Source organism: Halomonas sp. ISL-56, assembly GCF_018612805.1.
In the GTDB taxonomy this organism is placed as follows: domain Bacteria; phylum Pseudomonadota; class Gammaproteobacteria; order Pseudomonadales; family Halomonadaceae; genus Vreelandella.
Window position 1 is genome coordinate 88,921 of sequence record NZ_JAGGRO010000006.1, and the last position, 21,459, is coordinate 110,379.

At 55.1% G+C, this 21,459-nt stretch carries 22 protein-coding genes; 20 read left to right on the forward strand and 2 right to left on the reverse strand.

The features are described 5' to 3' along the window. The first annotated feature begins 5 nt into the window (after nucleotides 1–5). From J7J49_RS05530 to J7J49_RS05590, 13 genes are all read left to right on the forward strand, one after another. On the forward strand, nucleotides 6–758 hold the full coding sequence (locus J7J49_RS05530) for an SDR family NAD(P)-dependent oxidoreductase (RefSeq protein WP_251048162.1): 753 nt from the start codon (nucleotides 6–8) through the stop codon (nucleotides 756–758). A gap of 5 nt (nucleotides 759–763) precedes the next feature. After that, the gene (locus J7J49_RS05535) at nucleotides 764–1,735 is read left to right on the forward strand and encodes a PDR/VanB family oxidoreductase (protein WP_215090873.1); all 972 of its coding nucleotides are present in this window, start codon (nucleotides 764–766) and stop codon (nucleotides 1,733–1,735) included. A gap of 35 nt (nucleotides 1,736–1,770) precedes the next feature. Further along, nucleotides 1,771–1,962: a 2-hydroxymuconate tautomerase gene (gene thmT / locus J7J49_RS05540; RefSeq protein WP_215090875.1), complete on the forward strand. Its 192-nt coding sequence runs from the start codon at nucleotides 1,771–1,773 to the stop codon at nucleotides 1,960–1,962. Nucleotides 1,963–1,995: 33 nt separating this feature from the next. Next, a complete protein-coding gene (locus tag J7J49_RS05545) occupies nucleotides 1,996–2,919 on the forward strand; it encodes a flavin reductase (RefSeq protein WP_215090877.1) in 924 nt (307 codons plus the stop codon). Nucleotides 2,920–3,029: 110 nt separating this feature from the next. Next, the gene (locus tag J7J49_RS05550; RefSeq protein ID WP_215090879.1) at nucleotides 3,030–3,596 is read left to right on the forward strand and encodes a nuclear transport factor 2 family protein; all 567 of its coding nucleotides are present in this window, start codon (nucleotides 3,030–3,032) and stop codon (nucleotides 3,594–3,596) included. A gap of 12 nt (nucleotides 3,597–3,608) precedes the next feature. Then, nucleotides 3,609–4,667 (forward strand): maleylacetate reductase, encoded by a 1,059-nt coding sequence (locus tag J7J49_RS05555; RefSeq protein ID WP_215090882.1) that lies wholly within the window; start codon nucleotides 3,609–3,611, stop codon nucleotides 4,665–4,667. Between the two features lie 44 nt (nucleotides 4,668–4,711). Further along, nucleotides 4,712–5,557 carry an intradiol ring-cleavage dioxygenase gene (locus J7J49_RS05560; RefSeq protein WP_215090884.1) on the forward strand — a complete coding sequence of 282 codons (846 nt, stop codon included), beginning with the start codon at nucleotides 4,712–4,714 and terminating at the stop codon, nucleotides 5,555–5,557. Nucleotides 5,558–5,801: 244 nt separating this feature from the next. Then, nucleotides 5,802–7,253 (forward strand): APC family permease, encoded by a 1,452-nt coding sequence (locus J7J49_RS05565; protein WP_215090885.1) that lies wholly within the window; start codon nucleotides 5,802–5,804, stop codon nucleotides 7,251–7,253. 60 nt (nucleotides 7,254–7,313) lie between these two features. Beyond that, nucleotides 7,314–8,738, forward strand: a complete 1,425-nt coding sequence (locus tag J7J49_RS05570; RefSeq protein ID WP_215090888.1) for an aldehyde dehydrogenase family protein — start codon at nucleotides 7,314–7,316, stop codon at nucleotides 8,736–8,738. 116 nt (nucleotides 8,739–8,854) lie between these two features. After that, entirely contained in the window at nucleotides 8,855–10,159 is a 1,305-nt protein-coding gene (locus tag J7J49_RS05575; RefSeq protein ID WP_251048164.1) for an aminotransferase class III-fold pyridoxal phosphate-dependent enzyme, read from the forward strand. Nucleotides 10,160–10,270: 111 nt separating this feature from the next. Next, nucleotides 10,271–11,602 (forward strand): alginate export family protein, encoded by a 1,332-nt coding sequence (locus J7J49_RS05580; RefSeq protein ID WP_215090892.1) that lies wholly within the window; start codon nucleotides 10,271–10,273, stop codon nucleotides 11,600–11,602. Between the two features lie 86 nt (nucleotides 11,603–11,688). Beyond that, nucleotides 11,689–12,621: a helix-turn-helix domain-containing protein gene (locus J7J49_RS05585; protein ID WP_215090894.1), complete on the forward strand. Its 933-nt coding sequence runs from the start codon at nucleotides 11,689–11,691 to the stop codon at nucleotides 12,619–12,621. An 89-nt stretch (nucleotides 12,622–12,710) separates the two neighbouring features. Beyond that, nucleotides 12,711–13,187 (forward strand): MarR family winged helix-turn-helix transcriptional regulator, encoded by a 477-nt coding sequence (locus J7J49_RS05590; protein WP_215090896.1) that lies wholly within the window; start codon nucleotides 12,711–12,713, stop codon nucleotides 13,185–13,187. A gap of 280 nt (nucleotides 13,188–13,467) precedes the next feature. On the opposite strand, the gene J7J49_RS05595 is transcribed toward J7J49_RS05590, so the two are convergent. Next, on the reverse strand, nucleotides 13,468–13,776 hold the full coding sequence (locus tag J7J49_RS05595; RefSeq protein ID WP_215090898.1) for a nitroreductase family protein: 309 nt from the start codon (nucleotides 13,774–13,776) through the stop codon (nucleotides 13,468–13,470). Between the two features lie 334 nt (nucleotides 13,777–14,110). On the opposite strand from J7J49_RS05595, the gene J7J49_RS05600 reads away from it, so the two are divergent. The 3 genes from J7J49_RS05600 to J7J49_RS05610 all read left to right on the forward strand — a co-directional run bounded on the left by J7J49_RS05600 (nucleotide 14,111) and on the right by J7J49_RS05610 (nucleotide 16,995). Next, a complete protein-coding gene (locus J7J49_RS05600; protein WP_215090900.1) occupies nucleotides 14,111–15,613 on the forward strand; it encodes an SLC13 family permease in 1,503 nt (500 codons plus the stop codon). 113 nt (nucleotides 15,614–15,726) lie between these two features. After that, the gene (locus tag J7J49_RS05605; RefSeq protein WP_215090902.1) at nucleotides 15,727–16,548 is read left to right on the forward strand and encodes a 3-oxoadipate:acetyl-CoA acetyltransferase; all 822 of its coding nucleotides are present in this window, start codon (nucleotides 15,727–15,729) and stop codon (nucleotides 16,546–16,548) included. 39 nt (nucleotides 16,549–16,587) lie between these two features. Continuing rightward, on the forward strand, nucleotides 16,588–16,995 hold the full coding sequence (locus J7J49_RS05610; RefSeq protein ID WP_215090904.1) for a nuclear transport factor 2 family protein: 408 nt from the start codon (nucleotides 16,588–16,590) through the stop codon (nucleotides 16,993–16,995). A gap of 13 nt (nucleotides 16,996–17,008) precedes the next feature. Here the strand turns inward: J7J49_RS05610 and J7J49_RS05615 are convergent, their stop codons facing one another. Beyond that, on the reverse strand, nucleotides 17,009–17,932 hold the full coding sequence (locus J7J49_RS05615) for a LysR family transcriptional regulator (protein ID WP_251048163.1): 924 nt from the start codon (nucleotides 17,930–17,932) through the stop codon (nucleotides 17,009–17,011). 185 nt (nucleotides 17,933–18,117) lie between these two features. Here J7J49_RS05615 and salA point away from each other — a divergent pair, with 185 nt between their 5' ends. The 4 genes from salA to J7J49_RS05635 form a co-directional block, all read left to right on the forward strand. Beyond that, nucleotides 18,118–19,401: a salicylate 1-monooxygenase gene (gene salA / locus J7J49_RS05620; RefSeq protein WP_215090906.1), complete on the forward strand. Its 1,284-nt coding sequence runs from the start codon at nucleotides 18,118–18,120 to the stop codon at nucleotides 19,399–19,401. 346 nt (nucleotides 19,402–19,747) lie between these two features. Then, nucleotides 19,748–20,866, forward strand: a complete 1,119-nt coding sequence (locus tag J7J49_RS05625) for a muconate/chloromuconate family cycloisomerase (protein WP_215090908.1) — start codon at nucleotides 19,748–19,750, stop codon at nucleotides 20,864–20,866. A gap of 71 nt (nucleotides 20,867–20,937) precedes the next feature. Further along, entirely contained in the window at nucleotides 20,938–21,228 is a 291-nt protein-coding gene (catC, locus tag J7J49_RS05630; RefSeq protein ID WP_215090910.1) for a muconolactone Delta-isomerase, read from the forward strand. Nucleotides 21,229–21,291: 63 nt separating this feature from the next. Next, the coding region (locus J7J49_RS05635) for a dioxygenase (protein ID WP_285222407.1) at nucleotides 21,292–21,459 on the forward strand (168 nt) is incomplete at its 3' end.

The window sequence follows — 21,459 nt, forward strand, 5'->3', positions numbered from 1 at the left end:
TGAGCATGCCTGCACCCGACAAAGTCCAGACGGCCGTGGTGACCGGCGGGGCGCGTGGCTTCGGCGCCGAAGCCGTGCGTGCCCTGCATAGAGCTGGTTTCCGAGTAGTGATCTCGGATATTGAGCTCGAACCGGCCGCGGCGGTGGCCTCAGAGCTAGACCTTGCGGGCGACACCGCCGTATCCGCCACCTTAGACGTAACCAACCCCGAAGACTTCCAGAGCGTGCTCGACAAGTGCATAGAACGCTGGGGGTCAGTAGAAGTGCTGGTCAACAATGCGGCGCGTACGGCCGTCCAGGGGGTGCTGGAGATCGACCCCGCGGACTTCAATGCCGTGCTGGCCACCAACGCCGGCGGCACCTTTGCGGGTAGCCAAATATTTGGCCGCCACTTCAAGGCGCGTGGCTATGGGCGGATCGTCAATCTCGCCTCCCTGGCCGGGCAGAACGGCGGCACGGCCACCGGGGCTCACTATGCCGCCTCCAAGGGCGCCATTCTGACGCTGACGAAAATTTTCGCGCGGGATCTGGCTCCCTTCGGGGTGACCTGCAACGCCATTGCGCCTGGGCCCATGGATACACCCATGGTGCGTTCCGTGCTTGGCAAAGACGTCGAGAAAGCCATTGCCAATATCCCGGTAGGCCACCTGGGCGACCCGTACTTCGTTGCCGACCTGGTGGCGCTGCTGGCGAGCCCCCGGGCGGCGTTCGTCAATGGCGCTTGCTGGGACGTCAATGGTGGAATCTACATGAGGTGATGCCAATGGAAACCACTAACAAAAGCCTGATGCTATTGATCGACAAGCGTATTGATGAGCCGGGGGGAATTGTCAGATTGCAGCTGCGCGCTCTGGACGGCGCGCCCCTGCCCCCTTTCACCGCCGGAGCGCACCTCGACGTGCATGTCCGCGATGGAGACATCGACCTGTGGCGCCAGTACTCGCTCTGCTCGGATCCGCAAGAGCACGAGTTTTACGAGATCGGTGTGCTGCGCGACCCCAATAGCCGTGGGGGGTCGGAAACATTGCACAGGATTGCGAGAGAGGGGGAAACGCTCGAGATCGACGGGCCGCGAAACCACTTTCCGCTACATGAAGAAGCACCGCAGAGCCTGCTGTTCGGCGGCGGCATTGGCGTCACGCCGATGATAGCCATGGCGCGGCGCCTACAGGCGCTGGGCAAGGATTTCACGCTGCACTACTGCACGCGCTCACGCAGCTTGACGGCCTTCCAGAGCGAGGTGGAGGCGGCTGGTCTGTCCGACGTTGTCGCCTATCACCATGACGACGAAGTCGATACAAAACTCGATCTGAATGCCGAACTCGCTGGTGCCAGGGAGGGGGCACACATTTATGTGTGCGGCCCACAGGGGTTCATGGATTGGGTGATCTCTCGTGCCCAGGCGTATGGCATCGGCGATGAGCGCATTCATCGTGAATTCTTCTCCGCCGACGTCGATGTCTCGGGTGAGGCTTTCGAAGTGGTCGCCGAAAGATCCGGCGTCAGCGTGTTCGTCGGTAGCGAGGAGACGATTGCGAAGGCCCTCGCCAAGGCCGGCGTGAAAGTGGAGGTGAAATGCGAGGAGGGCGTGTGCGGTACCTGCGTGGCCGACGTCCTCGAAGGTGAGATCGATCATCGCGATCACTTTCTGACCGAAGACGAAAAACAGGAAGGCGACATGATGTGTGTCTGTTGCTCCCGGGCCAAGGGTAAACGGATCGTTCTCGACCTCTGACGACAAGAATCTGACGACAAGCAAAGGACAAAACAATGCCAACCGTTCACGTCTACATGATGGAGGGCCGCACGCAGGCCCAAAAAGAGTCACTGATCCGCAAGGTCACCGATGCCGTCGTGTCGTCGGTCGATGCGCCCGAAGCGAATGTACGGGTCATCATCAGTGAGATACCCAAGAGCGACTACGGTATCGCCGGTACGACCGGCGAGAAATTAGGGCGCTGAAAACGATCCCATTTTGGGGATGGAGATTCGCTTATGAGCTTCGATACGAGAGATTTCCGTAGCGCGCTGGGCAAGTTCGCCACCGGCGTAACGGTGGTCACCACGCGCAGCGGTGAAGAGAACCACGGCGTCACCGCCAGCAGCTTCAATTCGGTGTCGATGGATCCACCGCTGATCCTTTGGAGCATCGACAAGGGGGCCTACAGCCTGACTGCCTACCGCAATGCCGAGCACTTTGTGGTCAACGTGCTCAGCAATGATCAGGTCGACATCTCCAATCGCTTCGCGCGCCGGGGAGAGGACAAGTTCAGCGGCATTGCCATTGAGGAGGGCATCGGCGGTGTTGCCAAGATAAAGGGGGCCGCGGCGCATTTCGAATGCCGCACGTGGAATGTCTACGAGGGCGGTGATCACCTAATCATCGTTGGCGAAGTGGTGCGCTACGCCTATCGCAACGAGGGCAGTGCCCTGGTGTTCCACAACGGGCGCTATGCCGTACCCGAGCCTCATCCCATGGTGTTGAACGTTGACGAGCAAACGGCACTGGATGGTCGTTTGGGCAAGCATTTGCTTTACCTGATGCGTCAGGCGCTAGCCGCCTATAGAGGCGATTTCTATCCGCGGCTCAGCAGCCTCGGGGTCAACGACAATGAGTGGCGAATTCTTACCTTGCTGGCGGATCGTGGCCCGTTGCCCTCGGAGGCCCTGGCCCAGCGTGTGGCCCAACCCCAGGCAGACCTTGAGGATACCCTTGCAGGGCTGCGCGAACGTGCGCTGGTGGTAGACGGCAATGGTTGCGTTCAGCTTAGCGAGCAAGGGCAGGCATTGGCACGACGCCTGCTGTCTATGGCTGATGACTACGAACAGCGCCTGTTTGAGAACCTGGAGCCGTCCGGAGTCGGGGCGATCAAGTTAGGCTTGGGGCGCGTGATTGAGCATCTTGGTGCGTCGTTGTAAACAGCTAAGCAAGTGCAAAGACGGCCTTAACTGCCCTACGCGTATTTTGAGCAAAAGGGCAAACCTAACGTCGGGGTTGACCCTCCGGCAAACAAGAAAAGGAGCGAGAAATGTCAGAAGTCACAAATAGCGAACTGAAGGCGTTGGTGACACGTATCGAAACCCTGGAGGCCGAGGCCGAGATACGTCGCCTCCAGACCCGCTACATGTTTCTGTGCGATACGCCAATTCCCGAATATGGTGTGACCAGCGATGAAGAGCGTATCGATTTGATCATGGCGCTATACACGGAAGACGCCGTCTGGGAGGGCGTTGGCGAATACTACGACAACCAGTTCGGCCGTGCCGAAGGAGCGGCAGCTATCCGGCGCCATTTCCAAGGGTTCTGGAAGAAGGATCAGGATCCCAAGCTCCTGCTCAACGTCCACTACCTGACCTCGGAGCAGATCTATGTCAATGGCGACGTTGCGGAGGGCCAGTGGGTGCATTGCCAGCCCTGGATCTTCTCCAATGGCAAGGCGCTGCTGCGTTCGTCGCGGCTCAACAACGCCTTCCGCAAGGAGCCTGACGGGAAGTGGAAAATCACCCGAACGCGTACGGAGAATGTCTTCGTCGCTCCTCTACAGGAGGGTTGGGCAACTGATTACCCCTCGCAATCGGTATTGCTCAAACCCTAAGGGAGCAAAAGTATGCCACACGCTTTTCTCTATACGGCCAACCCGGCGCGGGTTGTGTTTGGCCTGGGTAGCCAGGCCAGGATTGCTGACGAGGTGCGCCAGTTGGGGCGCACCAGGGCCCTGGTATTGTCGACGCCCTCCCGTCGCGAGGATGCTGAACGTCTCAACTTGCAGCTTGGTGAGCTGGGCGCCGGGGTCTTCAGCGAGGCGGCCATGCATACGCCTGTGAAGGTAACCGAGCAGGCCATGACGGCTTTTGATAGAGCAGGCGCCGACTGTGTCGTCGCACTGGGCGGCGGCTCGACGATAGGACTGGGCAAGGCGATCGCCTATCGCAACGATGCGCCGCAGGTGGTGGTAGCGACAACGTATGCCGGTTCCGAGGTCACGCCGATTCTGGGGCAAACTGAAAATGGCCTGAAGACCACTATCAAGGATCCCTCCATTCTTCCTGAAGTGGTGATTTACGATCCAGAACTCACTATTGGACTGCCGGTGGCAGTGAGTGTGACCAGCGGTCTTAACGCCATGGCGCATGCAGTGGAAGGGCTCTATGCCAAGGATCGTAACCCCATCAGCAGCCTCATGGCCATGGAGGGCATTCGCAGTCTCAAGCAGGCGCTGCCTGCCATCGTTGAACAGCCGCAGAATCTGCAGGCGCGCAGTGACGCGCTCTATGGCGCTTGGCTGTGCGGCACCGTGCTGGGTAGCGTAGGCATGGCTTTACACCACAAGCTCTGCCACACCCTGGGAGGCAGCTTCGACCTGCCGCATGCCGATACCCACGCCATCCTGCTGCCGCATACCGCGGCTTACAACGCTCGATCGGCAGAGGAGGCTCTGGCCCCCGCTGCGGCTCTCTTCGGCGGTGAGCTTGGTGGTGGTCTCTACGACTTTGCGGCGTCACTCGGTGCCCCTCTTGCCCTCAAAGCCTTAGGGCTGAGCGAGTCGGATCTGGACAGCGTCGCCGATCAGGCGGTGCAGAACCCGTACTGGAACCCCCGGCCGGTGGAGCGCGGAGCCATACGCGAGCTGCTCGAGCGTGCCTGGAACGGTGCCCGTCCCGAATAATTCATCTCGGCCCTGGCGACAGGGCTCTCACCAAGGAATTAACCATGTCCCAAATTGATTACTTCACTGAAGAGCACTCCGTTGAGTCGGTCAATAGGCGTATGGGGGAAGATATCGACCCACGGCTGCGTCAGGTCATCGGCTCGCTGATCAAGCACTTGCATGGTTTCGTCAAGGAGGTCGAACTCACCCAGGCTGAGTGGGAACTGGCAATCGATTTCCTGACCAGTACCGGACAAATGTGCGATGACAAGCGGCAGGAGTTCATCTTGCTCTCCGATACTCTCGGGGTCTCCATGCTGGTGGATGCCATTCAGCATCGACGTCCGGCGGGCGCAACCGAAAATACGGTGTTCGGTCCCTTTCATGTGGATGGGGCGCCGGAGTTGCCCATGGGAGCTTCCATCTCGTTGGATGGCAAGGGCGAGCCGTGCCGCTATCAGGGTCGGGTGCTTGATCTGGAGGGCCATCCTATCGAGGGGGTACGCATCGATGTTTGGTCAGACAACAGTGACGGATTTTACGACATTCAGCAGCCCCATCAGCAACCAGAGTGGAACAATCGCGGCGTTTTCGTTACTGCCGCCGATGGTTACTACGAATTTATTGGCATTAAGCCGGTTTCTTATCCGATCCCTGATGACGGCCCGGTAGGCAAGATGCTGGAAAGTCTCGGGCGTCATCCGTGGCGGCCAGCACACATGCACTTCTTGCTCACTCATCCTGACTATCAACGGATTGTCACCCACACCTTTGTAGCCGGTGATGCTTACCTGACATCGGATGCGGTCTTCGGCGTTAAAGACTCACTTATTATGGATTATTTTCCAGTCAATAGCGGAAAGGTGAAGTGGCAGACGAGTTTCGACTTTGTTATGGCACCGAAATAAGGAGTTTCTTGTTGGTCACTGCGGTGACTTTTTTATTGCTTGATTCCGCCTGGGGCATGCTTGCCTTCCCAACCATGATCGATGCTGATGAATCAGTTTGCCCATATCTTCATTGGATTTTATAAAGCATTGTTTTTTATGAAATTATTGATGCCAATTTGGGATAACGGTCACGGATGGATGGGAATAGTATGTAGGTAGTAACCCTGTTAATTCCAATAAGCATAATATAAAGGCTGAAACAATGAGCGTTATTTCCTCTCCTACTGTCAGTTCGACAGAGCTAAGACGCGGCGCCTTAGGTGCCGGTTTCATTATTTTCTTCGTGGTATCCGCCGCCAGCCCATTCAGTGTTCTTGCTGGCGGCTTTCCGATTGGCATCATGCTGGGAAATGGTGCAGGCACACCGGCACTGATTGGGTGTGCACTAGTGATTATTCTGATGTTTTCGGTGGGGTACACCACCATTGCTCGCTACGTGACGAATGCCGGGGGCTTCTATGCCTTTTCGGCAAGAGGGCTGGGGGGAGTGGCTGGCGGTGCCGCCGGCGGACTCGCCCTATTTGCGTATAACATCCTGCAGATAGGGTTGTATGGGATGTTTGGTGGCGTTGCGGCAGGCACCATGAGTGAAGTCTTTGGCCTGCACCACCCATGGTGGCTCTACTCGCTGCTGGCGATGGGTAGTATCGCATTGCTGGGGTATCGAAAAATTGATCTTTCTGCCCGCGTGCTTTGCTTTGTTGTCACGGCAGAGTATCTGGTTATTCTAATATTAGATGTTGCCATTTTGACGAGTGGTGGGGACAGCGGCGTTAACCTCGACGCTTTCAATGCCGAGCATGTCTTCAGTGGTGCCCCGTCCATAGGCCTACTGTTCTGCTTTGCCGCTTTCATCGGTTTTGAGGCGACGACCATCTATGGGGAAGAGGCCAAAAACCCCAAGCGAGATATTCCTCTGGCGACTTACGCCTCCATACTTCTGATTGGCTGCTTTTATGCCCTCTCCACATGGTCGATGGTGGTCGGTACGGGGGTTGATAAAATTGTTACCGTCCTCCAAGGCCTCGACGATCCAACCACACTGATTTATGGGCTGTCCGATCATTATGTGGGCCCCGAGTTGACGCGCGTTATTCGCGTGATGTTTCTGGTCAGCATCTATGCTGGTTTGCTCGCCTTTCATAACTCCGCCGCTCGCTATTTCTTCGCCATAGGCCGTGATGGTTTGCTGCCAAGCATATTGGGAACGACCCATCCGGTTCATCAGAGTCCCCACATTGGGTCGCTTCTACAAACGTTGATAGCTGCCAGCGCGATATTGATTTTTGCCGCTTCCGGTGGTGATCCCATTCTGCAGCTCTTCGCCTGGTTCTCCAGTTTGGCGGCCCTTTCCTTAATCCTATTGATGGCCATTACCTCTTTGGCGGTGCTGTACTTTTTTATCCGTCACCCCGAGTTGCAAGAGGCCATGTGGCGAACGCGCCTGTTCCCGGCACTATCCTGTGCGGCCCTGTTATTCATGCTAGTGATTGCGGTGATGCATTTTGACGTCCTGACGGGCTCAAGCAAGGTGCTCTCGTATGGCCTCTGCATGCTCATTCCTCTGTTTCTGGCGGTAGGCGTCATTCTGGCAGTACGCCTTCGTCGATCTTCGCCTGAAAGATATCAATCGCTTGGTTTTCATAAACTTTAAGTTCACTAAAAAGCTCGGCAAAACAACCCATTGTCTGGGTGAGAAACAAAAGGAAGCGTTATGGAAAATTACGATCTGGTTATCAATGGCGAAGATGTGGCCGGGGAAAAAGGCAGCTTCAAGGTCATTAACCCTGCCAGCGATACCGCTTTTGCGCAGTGCTCGGCTGCTTCAACCGCACAGTTGGATCAAGCCGTCAATGCTGCTCGGGAGGCTTTCACCCAGTGGGGGCTCAGCTCCCATGAGCAACGTTGTGAGCTTTTGCATCTAATTGCCAATGATATGGAGCGCGAGGCAGATGAGCTGGCGAAGCTGATTGTACAGGAGCAAGGAAAACCGCTGGCTTTGGCCTACGCCGAAGTGGGAGGTGGCGTGGCCTGGACACGTTATGCCGCCAGTCAAGAACTCCCGATCAAACTGATTGAAGAGACGCCTACGCAGCGCATCGAAATGCACCACAAACCCTTGGGAGTGGTGGCCTCTATCACCCCTTGGAACTGGCCCTTCATGATTGCTGTGTGGCACATCATGCCAGCGTTGCGCGCAGGCAACTGTGTCATTAGTAAGCCATCCAGCCTTACGCCCCTGAGTACGATTCGCTTGATCAAGATTATTGCCCGTCATGTACCGAAGGGGGTCGCCAATATCGTCATTGGGGAGCATGGCTTTGGACATGCCATTACCTCTCACCCGGGTATCAACAAGATTGTCTTCACAGGCTCCACTGAGACAGGACAACGCGTCATGCAAGCGGCAGCCGGAAACCTCAAGCGACTGACCCTGGAGCTGGGAGGCAATGATGCGGCTATCGTATTGCCCGGCACACCGGTCGAGGCGGTGGCCGAGGACATTTTCCAGGCGGCGTTCCTCAACATGGGGCAGACCTGTGCCGCTCTCAAGCGACTCTACGTGCACGAATCCCAGTGCCAGGCACTAGCCGAGGCCTTGACGCTTATTGCTCAGAGACAAGTCATCGGTAACGGTCTTGAGGAAGGTGTGACCTTTGGGCCGATACAGAACCTGGAGCAACTGACGTTGGTGGGCGAGCTTGTTGATGATGCTCGTGCCCATGGTGCACGGGTGCTGTGCGGAGGGGAGCGCCTAAGCCGACCTGGTTTCTTTTATCCCCCCACTATTGTCACCGGTGCCACCGATGGCCATCGCTTGGTGGATGAAGAGCAGTTCGGCCCAGTGCTGCCATTGATCGCCTATCGCGACGTGGAAGACGCACTGCAACGTGCCAACGCCAGCAGCATGGGGCTGGGCGGCTCGGTGTGGGGCACTGACGAAGCCGAAGCCCAGGCCATTGCCAGTCGGCTGGAGAGTGGTGTGGCATGGGTCAACTGCCACGCCCAGATTCAACCGAACACACCCTTTGGAGGCTGCAAGATGTCTGGTTTTGGCGTCGAGTTTGGCCTGGAGGGGCTGCTGGAATTCACTGCTCAGCAGCTCTTATTCGTACGTAAGTCCGACGCTCAACAGTGAGGATGGTCACCATGTCCACGAATCTCGTGCTCAAGCAGGGTGCTAAACAAGAAGCGACAAAGGGCGCACCCATGTACGCAAAATACAAGACGGCGGAAAAGAAGTTCTGGCACCCGATGAGCCCCTCGGCGCCAGCCAATCGGGCCAATACCCTGATCATCGCCCGCGGCGACGGCAACTACGTCACCGATATCGATGGCAACCGCCTGCTCGATGGTGTCGGTGGCCTGTGGAACGTCAACGTTGGTCACAACCGCCCCGAAGTTAAGGCCGCGATTGCCGCGCAGCTCGACGAGCTGGCCTACTATCAGACCTTCGATGGCATCGCCCACCCGCGCGTGTTCGACTTGGCCGAGCGTCTGACCGGCATGTTCGCTCAGGAGCGTATGGCCCGAGTGCTGTTCAACTCCGGCGGCTCCGATGCGGTAGAGACTGCACTGAAAATGGCGCGTCAATACTGGATCGCCTCTGGCCAGCCGGGCCGTACCCGCTTCCTATCGCTACGCAACGGTTACCATGGCGTGCATGTAGGTGGAACCTCGGTCGGCGGCAACGGCGTCTATCACTATAACCATGGCGAACTGCTCGCAGGTTGCTATCTGCTTGATACTCCATGGCTTTATCGCAATCCCTGGGATTGCCGTGAGCCGGAAGAGCTGGTCGAGCATTGCATTCGTCAACTTGAGGAACAGATCGCTTTCCTTGGTGCTGGCACGATCGCTGCCTTTATCGCCGAGCCGGTGCAGGGGGCTGGTGGCGTGATAGTGCCGCCTTCCAGTTATTGGCCACGGCTGCGGGAAGTCTGCGACCGACACGACATACTGCTGATCGCCGATGAGGTGGTGACAGGCTTCGGCCGCAGTGGCTGTATGCTTGGCAGCCGTGGCTGGGGGGTGGCGCCGGATATCCTCTGCTTGGCCAAGGGGATTTCTGCCGGCTATATCCCTCTCGGCGCCACGGTATTCAATCAGCGCATCGCCGATGCCGTCGAGAACGCTCCAGGCTTTGCCAACGTGATCATGCATGGCTACACCTACAGCGGTCATCCGGTTGCCTGTGCTGCCGCTCTGGCAGTGCTGGATATCGTTGAGAAAGAAGACCTGACAGGCAATGCCGCGAAGGTCGGCACGCACCTGATTGAGGGGCTGAAACCATTGAGCGACCGCTTCGATGTGGTCGGCGAAGTGCGCGGCAAGGGGCTGATGATCGCCCTTGATCTGGTCGCTGACAAGTGCACCCGGCAGCCGCTCGATCCTGGCGAAGGGCATGCAGCACGTATCGCTGAGGAGGCACGCAAGCAAGGAGTACTTGTGCGCCCCGTCGGCAGCAAGATCATCCTCTCACCGCCTTTGACCCTGACGAACGATGAGGCTGACATGATCGTTCAGGCGCTTGAGGTGGCTCTTTCGCGCCAGGGCTAGTGCGTTAACCGAGCGCGTTCAATCTCCGTGGGGATGGCGCATGCTTGAATCAAACAGCTCGTGTTTTCACATCAAGCGAGCCTATAAGAACAAAATCATCAAGGTGCAAATATGAACTCTTTCAAGACGACTTGGGTTGCCAATGGGGCTTTGGCGCTGGCAATCGCCATTGGTCAGGTAGGTCAGGCCCAAGCCTACGAACTGTCTTCGAGTGCTGAGGGGGCAATAAATGCCGATCTGCTGGCCGTTCATGGCTGGATGGACAGTCGCAAGAACTACGATAGCAGAGAAGGTGGCTCGAACTGGCGCGAGGGTTTCATCAAGTACGGCTTCAGCGGTTATCAGGGGGTGGGAGAATCTGGCACCTTTTACGGTGGTCTCAACTGGGTCAGCTCCGCCACCTGGGGAGATGGTGATGCCGGTGGTAACAGCGACGGCTCGGAGCGCAGTACGACGCTTGAGGATGCCTATCTGGGGTGGCGCTCCGCGGATCGTTTCCCCGCGCTTGGGAAGGATGGGCTGGATTTCTCGCTGGGTCGGCAGGCCGTCCAGCTCGGCAAGGGATTTATCATTAACGACGATGGGTTGAACCTGGGCAGAGGGCCTGCGGACGGTGCACTCAATCGTGGCGGCGCCTATTATCTGGCGGCCAGACACGCCTTTGATCGCACCGCCGTGGTGCGTATCGGCGGTCAAGAGGGCCTGCACGGGACGGCGGCCTGGCTCAAGTCTGACAATCTGGGCCAGGCAGAAACCGAACTGGGCGCTGCTACCCTCGACTACGCTGGCGATGCTGGTCTCATCGGGCTGACCTGGGTACACGGGCTTGATGTCAACCGTGAGTGGGCCGATGATTTTCTCCAGCAGCGTGATGGAATGAACGTCTACAGCGTGCGGGGTGAAAGTGACGCCGGTATTGAAAACGCCAACTTCGCGTTCGAACATGCTTGGCAGAGTAAAGATTCTGGCACAGAAAATGCTTGGTATGTCGAGGCTGGCTACACCTTCGCCGATGCCCCCTGGACGCCCAGCCTGACCTACCGTTATACCCGCTATTCGGAGGGCTGGGATCCGCTGTTTACCGGCCTGAGCAGCCCCCCCGAGCTGGGCACTTGGTTGCAAGGTGAAGTCGCGGCTAACTATGCGGGGCCCTATGCACGCAATAACGATGTCCATCATATCGCCTTGACCGCCAGCCCTATGGAACGGCTTACCCTTGGTGCGCTCTTCTTCGACTTCAGCACCCTAAAGGGTAGCGATACGCTGAATCTGGATGGCAGGGAGCTGGATCTCTACGCGCAGTGGGCCGTGACCGATAACATTGTCATCAGTCCCTTGCTGGGCCTGTACAAGCCTAAGAAAGACGAAGCCGAGGGGGGGACACAAGTGGGCGGCAATGGCACCAATGTTTACGCGCAGCTCGTCTTGGCGGCGTTCTTTTGACAATTCTAACTTGGTGGGTGGTCGGCACTGTGAAGTGAACCATGCTGCTTGGCTATGGGTGATGCGGAGTTTTCAGGGGGTCGGGTATGCGATACGAAGTTCGTTCCTTTCATGACTCTCAACAGCATGCTGCTGCTATCCAGGGATGGCAGCAGGTTTATGACCAGCTGGGCTCAGGGCGCTTTTCGAGTGAACTTTCCCAGGTGTCAGGAAAGCGTTTTCAAGTTTTTCATGAGGTGCTGGATAAGCGAGTCGTCCAGCATGGAAACGCACCTAAGCAGCGGTTCTGCATGGCCTTTGCCACAGGAAGGCCGCCCATTATTCAGGGGAGCAAGGTAGGCTCCAATAGTGTTCTTCTGCTCCGCGATGGCGAAGAGTTCCTGCTACATGCGCCGGAAAGGATGGCGTTCCTGTCGTTGAGCGTCGATCTAGAAAGATTCACCCGGTTGGCGGACATCGAGCTGGGTTCTGCTCAATTTTCCCAGTTTATCTCGCTGCCGGGCATGAATGTCCCGATGCGGTTGCTGAAAGAGATAAAAGTTCAGGTGTGTCGGAATTTCGATGGTTCTATCAGGCCGGGGGAGCACGGAGCTCCCGCGCTTGAGAAGGATGTCGAAGATACCTTGATGGCTGTGCTGCTCGATATTTTCTTGCAGTCACATTCCGAGGAGAAGCGCAGCGAGCTTGCTGTGAGTGCCTATATCGTCAAGAAAAGCCAGGAGTTAGCCCTGGACGATCCGGGCGACCCGCTTAGTGTGCTTGATCTCTGCGAGCGCTTACGCGTCAGTCGGAGAACATTACAGAATAGTTTTCAGCGAGTGGTGGGGATGCGCCCGATCGAGTTTTTAAGATGTATCAGGTTGAATGCTGTACGGCGAAAGTTAGCAAACTCAACCTTAATGGAAAGTAGGGTTGGTGATGTGGCTTACGAAATGGGATTTCGTCATTTGAGCCATTTTTCGGCAAGCTACTACAAATTGTTTGGTGAGTACCCTTCTGAGACACGTCGGCTTGAGTGAGGGAGTGAAGCATTCGTTGAGCGCTTTCGTTATAGAGAATACATGCTAGAATATTCCACTATTTTCGTAGCGCTGGGAGCGCCTACCTTATGGTCGACAAGGATGAACTTGCCTCCTCCTTCTTTCCTCTTTCTGATGAGTATCGAGCGCAAGACTTTCCCCTCTACTGGGTAGCTCGATTGAATGCTAAATACAGCGCCGATGTGGATGCTCTGCTCAAGCCTCATGGGCTGAGCTCTTCCAAATGGCGGGTGCTCATGATCCTGCGTGAGCAAGGCCGCTTGAGTATGTCGGATATTGCCACTCATGCGGCGGCGAAGCTCTCCACCATCACTAAAATCGTCTATAAAATGCAAGAGATAGGGTTGCTCAAGACCTCTCCTTCTCCCCAGGATGGTCGCGTCACTGAGGTGGAGTTGACTGAGAGTGGTGAAGCCAAGTTGACTGTGGTCAGAGAGCTCATGGGGCGTGTGGTAGAAAAGGCTTTTGCCGACTTGCATAAGGATGAAATCATTTATATTAACCGATGCCTAAGCAAGATGTTCCGCAACTTAAACGCGTTGTAATCATTCCAGATGGCAGCGGAACATTGTTGATGAGAGAAGACTGCCTAACGGAAAGGGCTCCGGTATCCGGTGACTAACCCCAGGTGCGCTATGATCGATTCTCTTTCTCTGTTTCAGAAAGCTTTAGTAACTGTATATAGTTGACTATCTCATCAGTTGAATAGCTGGGCTGACCGTCATCGCGTAAAACGACGTTTGGTTAGTCAATGTGTCGCTGGAATAGACCCTCGCTTTTCTCAACTATCCTCCTTGCCCAGGCTGACGCTTGGGTTTTTTTCGTTTAACTACTGTGAAAGGTAGTAAAGCTCCCTGCGCTTTCTCGCTCGGTAATAAATGCGTTTTCAGGTGCATCAGGATCCTCGTACGCCAGCGCTATACCGCAAAGCAGTAGCGAGTTTTCGTCCAGCTCAAGCTCGTCGCGAATAATTGAGTGGTACCCAGAAAAAGCAGCTTGGGGCAGGTATGCAGCCCTTGGCCACGAGCGACCAGTATTACACTTTAGATAAACATGCCGCAGGCTATAAAGCTGCCGGGGGCCGAGAAAACGGCGATCCGATTTGCGGCTGGTAATAGCAGTATCTACATGCATGCGGACACTCCCTAAAAAGTCGTGAGGTGCTTTGCTTTGCGACTACTCGTAGGTGGCTGACACCGGCGAAAGAGTTAGTCCATCTATTAGTCGTAAGCGATACGTCTCAATTTAAGGGAATATACCCTATCCCGTGCAAAATTTAAGGATTCTTTAACTTCTGAAATTCTTATTTATAAGAAATTAGTTGTTGATTTTTAAGGATATAAATAGATTCGCGTTTATGAGTAAATGTCTCAATTAGGTATGCATATCAACCTGAGAGGTATTGGTAGCATAGCCACGCAAAGGTAACACTCACCTGCACTGTTATTGCTATGCAGGTAAAACGATCATGTCGCATACCACAGGGGTCGTTGAACAAGCGCCCTACTCCGAAGCCTCTGCTTTCAAGCCAATCTCACTTGTAATGGGTATCGTTATTGGCTTGGGTGTTCTCTTCCTTTTGCCTGAAACGCTGGCCTTCAATGCTCGTCTAGTGGCAGGCATTGCGATGCTGATGGCCACTTGGTGGATGACTGAGGCGATACCCATTCCTGCCACGTCGCTGTTGCCGCTGGTGCTGTTCCCTTTTTTCGATATTGCCTCGGTTGGTGAGACTGCCTCGCCCTACGCCCACAGTATTGTCTTTCTAGTATTGGGTGGCGTGCTGCTGGGCTTGGCAACGCAGCGCTGGAACTTACATCGACGCTTCGCGTTACTGACGGTGCTCTCCGTAGGAACCAAGCCGGCTCAAATCGTCTTCGGTTTGATGTTCGCAAGCTGGTTTATCACCATGTGGGTGAGCAATACCGCCACAGCAGTGATTATGGTGCCAATTGGAGGCTCGATCATCGCGCTAGTGAAGTCACTGGGTAACGGTGATGACACGCCCAAGTTTTCTGCCGCTGTGCTACTGGGCATTGCCTATGCCATTACCATCGGCTCCATGGCCACATTGATCGGCCAGCCGCCGATGGCGCTAATGCGCGCGTATATGGAAGACACCCACGGGCTTAGTATCGGGTTTGGCCACTGGATGCTAGTGGGTGTGCCGTTCTCATTCACCATGCTGATGCTGGCTTGGCTAGTTCTTAACAAGCTGGTGTTCCGCTCGGAGGTTGAGAATATCCAGGGTGGCCGAGCGATGATTGAGACAGAGCTCAAAGGGATGGGCCGACTAACGCCTGAAGAGTCGCGTGTGTTGATGGTCTTTACCGGGGCAGTGTTCTGCTGGGTATTCTTGCCGTTAATCGCGAGAATTCCAGTCGTGCAGAGTGCGCTGCCTTGGTTAGGTAACATCAACGATACCAGTGTAGCGATCTTAGCGGCGATTCTAATGTTTGTGATTCCTGCCTCTAAAGGGAAAGGAGCGTTGCTGGAGTGGTCGGCCACCCGTGACGTGCCTTGGGGAGTGTTGATTCTATTTGGCGGCGGCCTAACTCTCTCAGCCCAGTTCACCGCCACTGGCTTGAGTGCCTGGGTTGGCGAGAGCGTTTCGGGATTATCGGGGTTACCTCCGATCCTGATCCTAGCCATCACTGCTATCGTCATCATCCTATTGACCGAGCTAACCAGTAACACAGCGACGGCGGCTGCCTTCTTCCCGATTATGGGGTCTATTGCCGTGGGGTTGGGTATCGAGCCCTTTCTGATGACGATTGTGGTCACCTTTGCCGTGAGCTGCGCCTTTATGTTGCCAGTGGCGACACCTTCCAATGCGGTGGCTTTCGCAACCGGGGATCTTCCCATCAAGAGCATGATCCGGGCAGGTATCTGGCTCAATGTCATCGGCTTGCTGGTGATCATGGTCGCGCTCTACACCATTGTCCCTCTGGTATTCGATGTCTCTTTCTAAAACGTGGCTGTCACCGGCATTGGTAGCGATTCAGATTTGACGCTGGTAAATATTCGCCCTATCTTGTTCGTAATGCAAATCAATATTCGCAATGCGAACAAGAAGAGGTTTCCATGTCTCAGCCCTGTATCATCTGTGTCGCTATCACCGGCAGCCTGCCGCGTAAAGAGAACAACCCTGCCGTGCCGATTACGGTTGAGGAGCAGATTGAAAGTACCCAGGCGGCGTTTGAAGCGGGAGCGACTATTGCTCATTGCCATGTTCGCAACGATGACCAAACGCCTTCATCCGACCCTGAGAAGTTTGGTCGTTTGATGGAAGGGCTCAAGAAGCACTGCCCAGGCATGATCATTCAGCTCTCTACCGGTGGACGCTCGGGCGCTGGAGAGGCACGTGGCGGTATGTTGCCGCTCAAGCCTGATATGGCCAGCCTTTCGGTTGGATCCAATAACTTCCCTAATCGTGTTTACGAGAATCCACCACAGTTGGTGGAGTGGCTTGCCGACGAGATGCTTAAGTACGCCGTTAAGCCCGAGATAGAGGCGTTTGATTTGTCGCATATCCACCAGGCAGTGAACCTCTCTAAGCAAGGCAAGCTTAAGACGCCGCTTTATGTACAGTTTGTCATGGGCGTAAAGAACTCGATGCCCGCTGATAAGCCAACCTTTGATTTCTATATTGAGACGCTCAAACGGCTGGCGCCTGATGCGCAGTGGTGCGGTGCGGGCATTGGCGCCAATCAATACCTGCTTAACGAGTGGTCGATTGCGGCAGGTGGCCATACTCGGACGGGGCTTGAAGATAACGTGCGTCTGGATAGCGAAACCCTGGCGCCCTCCAACGCGGCGTTGGTCGAGCGTACCGTAGCCCTTTGCGAGAAGTACCAGCGCCCGGTAGCTACCTGGCAGCAGGCTCGTGAGATGCTTGGGTTATAAACAATACAAAACCGACAACTAATAAGCAGGGGTAAAGAGATGACGAATATCACTGTCGTGGGCGATGCGCCTGAAATAGACGAGATCAAACGCGTTGTACAGCTTTATGTGGATGGCTTTCAAGGCGGTATGGAAAAGCTTCAGGAAGCCTTCCATAAAGAGGCGTGGATTTTTGCTCTGGACGCTGAGGGCGCGGTAGCGACTGACCTGATCAGCGATCGCTTCGAGCGCTGGGCCAATAGCCAGCGAGCGGTCAAAAGCCGTTTTATTGCCATCACACAGGCCGGAGAGGTCGCCAGCGTGCTGCTAGGTTTTGATAATAGCGAGAACCTTGAGGACTCTTGGGTCGATGTGATTGCACTGCTCAAGGTTCAAGGCACCTGGAAAATCACCAATAAGACTGCTGCCCACAGCAGCCGTGCGGCATGGGCCAGGCCCAATGCCTAGGGCTGCTGACGATTTATTCAGAGAACATTGAAAACATCAGCCCCCGCAGCCAGCGGTTACCGGGATCTTGATGAAAACGGCGGTGCCATAAGAGGTTGATCGGAATCTCTGAAAGCGCGAGAGGATGCTCACGAACGGTGAGCCCAAATCGTTCACAGGTAGCCTCGGCCAGCTTATTCGTGACCGTCACCACAAGATCGCTGCTGCTCACGATGAAGGGAACGGCAGCGAAATGCGGTAGTGTTAATCTAACCGGGCGCTTAATACCAGCGTTTGCTAGCTGTTCTTCTACCACCCCGTGGCCGGTTCCCTGAGCAACGACAACGGCGTGATGAGCTGAGCAAAACTCCTTTATGCCAAACTCACCGGTGGCGAGTGGGTGGTCATGGCGCATAAGGCAGACATAGCGCTGCACAAATAGTCGCTGTTGATAGAAACCCGCCCCAAGCTGTGGAATCAACCCAACGGCTAGATCAATCTGACCTTCTTCCATCTCGTATTTCAGCTCATTGTTGTGGCTGCGAGCAGTGTGCAGTGAGATTCCTGGTGCTGTTTGAGAGAAGTGCTGCAGTAAGCGTGGCAGAAAAACGATCTCACCAATATCGGTCATGTTGAGATTAAAGGTGCGCTCACTCTGGGCTGGGTTGAAATCATCACGCAGGTTCAAGGTGTCATTCACTCTGGCTAACGCGTCCGCAATGCCGGGATGAAGCTGGCTGGCACGAGGCGTTGGCTGGAGCCCTTGTGAAGTGCGTTCGAAGAGCTCATCCCCCAATAAAAGGCGTAAACGCTTTAAAGCATGGCTTACCGCTGGCTGAGTAATGCCAAGGCGCAGTGCAACCCGCTGAGTGTTTTGCTCTTGGTACAGTAGGTCAAATACCACCAGCAAGTTCAGGTCAATATTGGCAAGCTTGACCATCAGAATGCGCTCAGCCAATTGTTCGACAATAGTCTATTCCGACCGCAGGTGGGGGTTTCAACGCTTTGATTCATATTGTTATTAGCACCGTTTATAGTCCAGATGAAGGGGGCTGTGTGGTGGTTGCTGTTTCATCCTAATAGCGTTAAGGGCAGAGCGTGATGCTCAACATGATAACGATAAATCCCTGAGCGGAGTGAAACATGCCAGCCAAACATACACAGCAAAAACGTCTCTCTATTGGCATTGTCGGTGGCGGTATCGGCGGCGTAGCCTTCGCCGTTGCGCTATCCCGAGATAGCGGCCTTGATGTTCAACTTTTCGAAGCCGCTCCCCAATTCTCAGAAATTGGCGCCGGGGTCTCCTTTGGCCCCAACGCGGTAAAAGCCATTCAGCTGTTGGGGTTGGAATACGCTTATCAGCGGATTGCCGACTCCTCCCCAGCACCTTTTGTAGATGTTTGGTTTGAATGGCGTCGTGGTATCGATGACACATACTTAACCGCCAGCTTAGCGCCAGGTGTGGGCCAATCTTCAGTACATCGAGCCGATTTTCTGGATGCCATTGTCGCCAATCTACCGGAAGGCATCGCTCACTTCGGTAAGCGCTGTGTCGAGGTCAAACAAAACAGTGATAACGCCACAGCCTACTTTGACGACGGCACGCACTTTACCGGCGATGTGATCATCGGCTTTGACGGCATCAAGTCCGTAGTGCGCCGCCATGTCTTACCTCCAGAGCAGTACGGCGAGATAAATCCGTTTTGGAGTGGTACTTATGCCTATCGCGGCATGATCCCGACTGACCAACTGGAGGCTGCGCTGGAGGCAAAAGGCAGAGAGAAGCGATTAGCCTTAGTGCCCCAGATGTATCTAGGCAAAGACCGCCACATACTGACGTTCCCCGTCAAACAATCACAGCTGATTAACGTTGTCGCGTTTATTACGGATCGTTCCACACCGAATCCAAAGCTGCCCGAAGGAGCCGGGTGGGTACAGCCCGTACCCCAGGCGGAAATGCTGAAAGTATTTGAGGGCTGGAGCTCGGCTTGCCAAGCAATCCTAGAATGCATTCCTGAGCCAACGCGGTGGGCGCTGCATGAGTTACCCGAACTCGCCCGCTACCACCGTGACCGCGTGCTAATTGTCGGCGACGCCGCCCACGCATTAGTGCCTCACCAGGGCGCAGGCGCCGGTCAGGCACTTGAAGATGCCTACGTGCTAGCCAGTTTGCTGGCAGATGCTAGTTGCGATCTTCATAACGTCAGCGATGTTCTAGCTACGTTTGAGCAGGTACGTCACGCGCGCACCTGCAAAGTTCAAAGAACCTCCCATGAAGCAGGAGATGTCTACGAATATGCCGGAGTTGGCATCGGCGCCGATGAAGCCAAGCTAATCGAAAATCTGGAAAAACGTTTCGAGTGGCTCTGGAACCACGATCCCCACGATGATGTGATCGCCGCACGACAGCGCTTAGCTGTGCTATAGCTCTGCATGAACACCCTTTGATAGCTACTTCCGCCTTATTCTTTTGTCGCAGCCCCCTCTGCACCCAAGCAAGAGGGGGAAAGTGTGCTTGTCTGGTGGCGGTGGGTTTTATATCTGTTTGATAGTTAATGTATTTTTAATTTACTTGCAAAGTATTACGAAATGCAGAGATTTCCAATACGCAAAGAACTATATCCCAGTGTGGCGGGTGCACTGTTGAAAAGGGGCAATCATGCGTTGGTGATACCTCCTCGGTATGGCAAGGCACTTAAACAATATTGGTTGCGTCTCCTAACGCCTATCAAACTGACATTCAGTTAAATGATTGCCAGACGCTGGAGCCGCCATGTCAACCGTCATCCAACAGATTGAGACACTGCTGGTCGATTTACCGACCATTCGTCCTCACAAACTCTCCATGACCACCATGGCCTGCCAAACCATGGTCATTGTGCGCATGCGCCACTCCGACGGTGTCGAAGGGCTCGGCGAAGGGACCACCATTGGTGGCTTGGCCTACGGGCCGGAAAGTCCGGAGAGCATCAAGCGCAATATCGATACCTATCTTGCCCCGCTGCTGATCGGTCAGCCTTCTCACAATGTCCATCAGCTGCGCGCCCGGCTTAATCGCCATACCCGCGGCAACATGATTGCCAAGTCAGCGCTAGAAACCGCGTTATTAGATGCTCAGGGCAAGCGCTTGGGCTTGAGTATCGCTGACCTTCTTGGCGGCGCTCAACAACAACACTTACCCGTGCTTTGGACGCTGGCCAGCGGAGATACCGCTAAAGATATCGACGAAGCACTGCTGCGATTAGAGCAGCGTCGCCACTGCGACTTCAAATTGAAAATTGGTGCTAATCCGCTTAATCAGGACGTACGTCATGTGGCGGCGATAAAAGAAGCGCTAGGTGAGCGTGCCAGTGTGCGCGTTGACGTTAATCAGGCCTGGGATGAATCCACGGCGGTGCGGGGGATTCAGGCGCTGCAGGATGCCGGTATTGAGTTAATTGAGCAGCCTATTCACGCCCGCGAACATGCTGGTTTAGTTCGCTTAGCTAACCGTTTCAACGTGCCAATGCTAGCTGATGAGGCCGTTCAGGATGCCCGCGATGGACTAGATCTCGTGTGCGGCGGGTTTAGTGGTGCCTTTGCGCTGAAGATCGCTAAATCCGGCGGTATTCATGGCGTACTGGAACTGGCTCATGTCGCGCAAGCGGCTGGGGTTGGCCTATATGGCGGCACGCTGCTTGAGGGCACGATCGGCACGGCTGCCTCATTGCATGCTTGGGCTACCCTGCCGGAAATGGCCTGGGGCACTGAAATGTTTGGCCCACTACTGCTTAAGGATGACATTGTCGTTCAACCTCTCAATTACACCGAGTTTGGCGTGGAACTCCCGCAAGGCGCAGGGCTGGGTATCACGCTTGACGAAGATAAATTGGCTCACTACGCACGTAAATAACATCCCGCAAACTAAAGCCTTGTTAGTAAAGATATTATTTGCGTTCACCCGCGTTCTAAGAGGAGAAACGTATGCTGTTTCAAGTAGAGATGACCGTTAAGTTGCCGCCCAATATGCCCGCAGAGCAAGCGGCGAAGATTAAGTCGACCGAAAAAGCGTATTCGCAAGACTTACAGCGTCAGGGCAAATGGCGTCACTTGTGGCGAGTGGCAGGCAGCTACTCAAATGTCAGTATTTTTGACGTTGAAGATAACGCCGAGCTACAAGAGTTGGTTAGCAACCTGCCGCTGTTCCCTTATATGGAAATAAACGTTAAGCCTTTGTGCCGTCATCCTTCATCGGTGCGTGAAGACGACACTTAATTACGCACGTACACGTCAGTTCTCATTAATAAAACAACACCCTATAAAAAAGAGGATGTCACCATGACCGTGAAGATATTCGATACCCCCGAAGTCCAGGACTTTATCAAAACCGTGGCTGGCTTCGACCAAACCGGTGGTAATGACCGCGCCAAGCAGATCGTGCATCGTCTGGTCGGCGACCTGTTCAAGCTGATCGACGACTTCGATGTCACCGAAGAAGAGTACTGG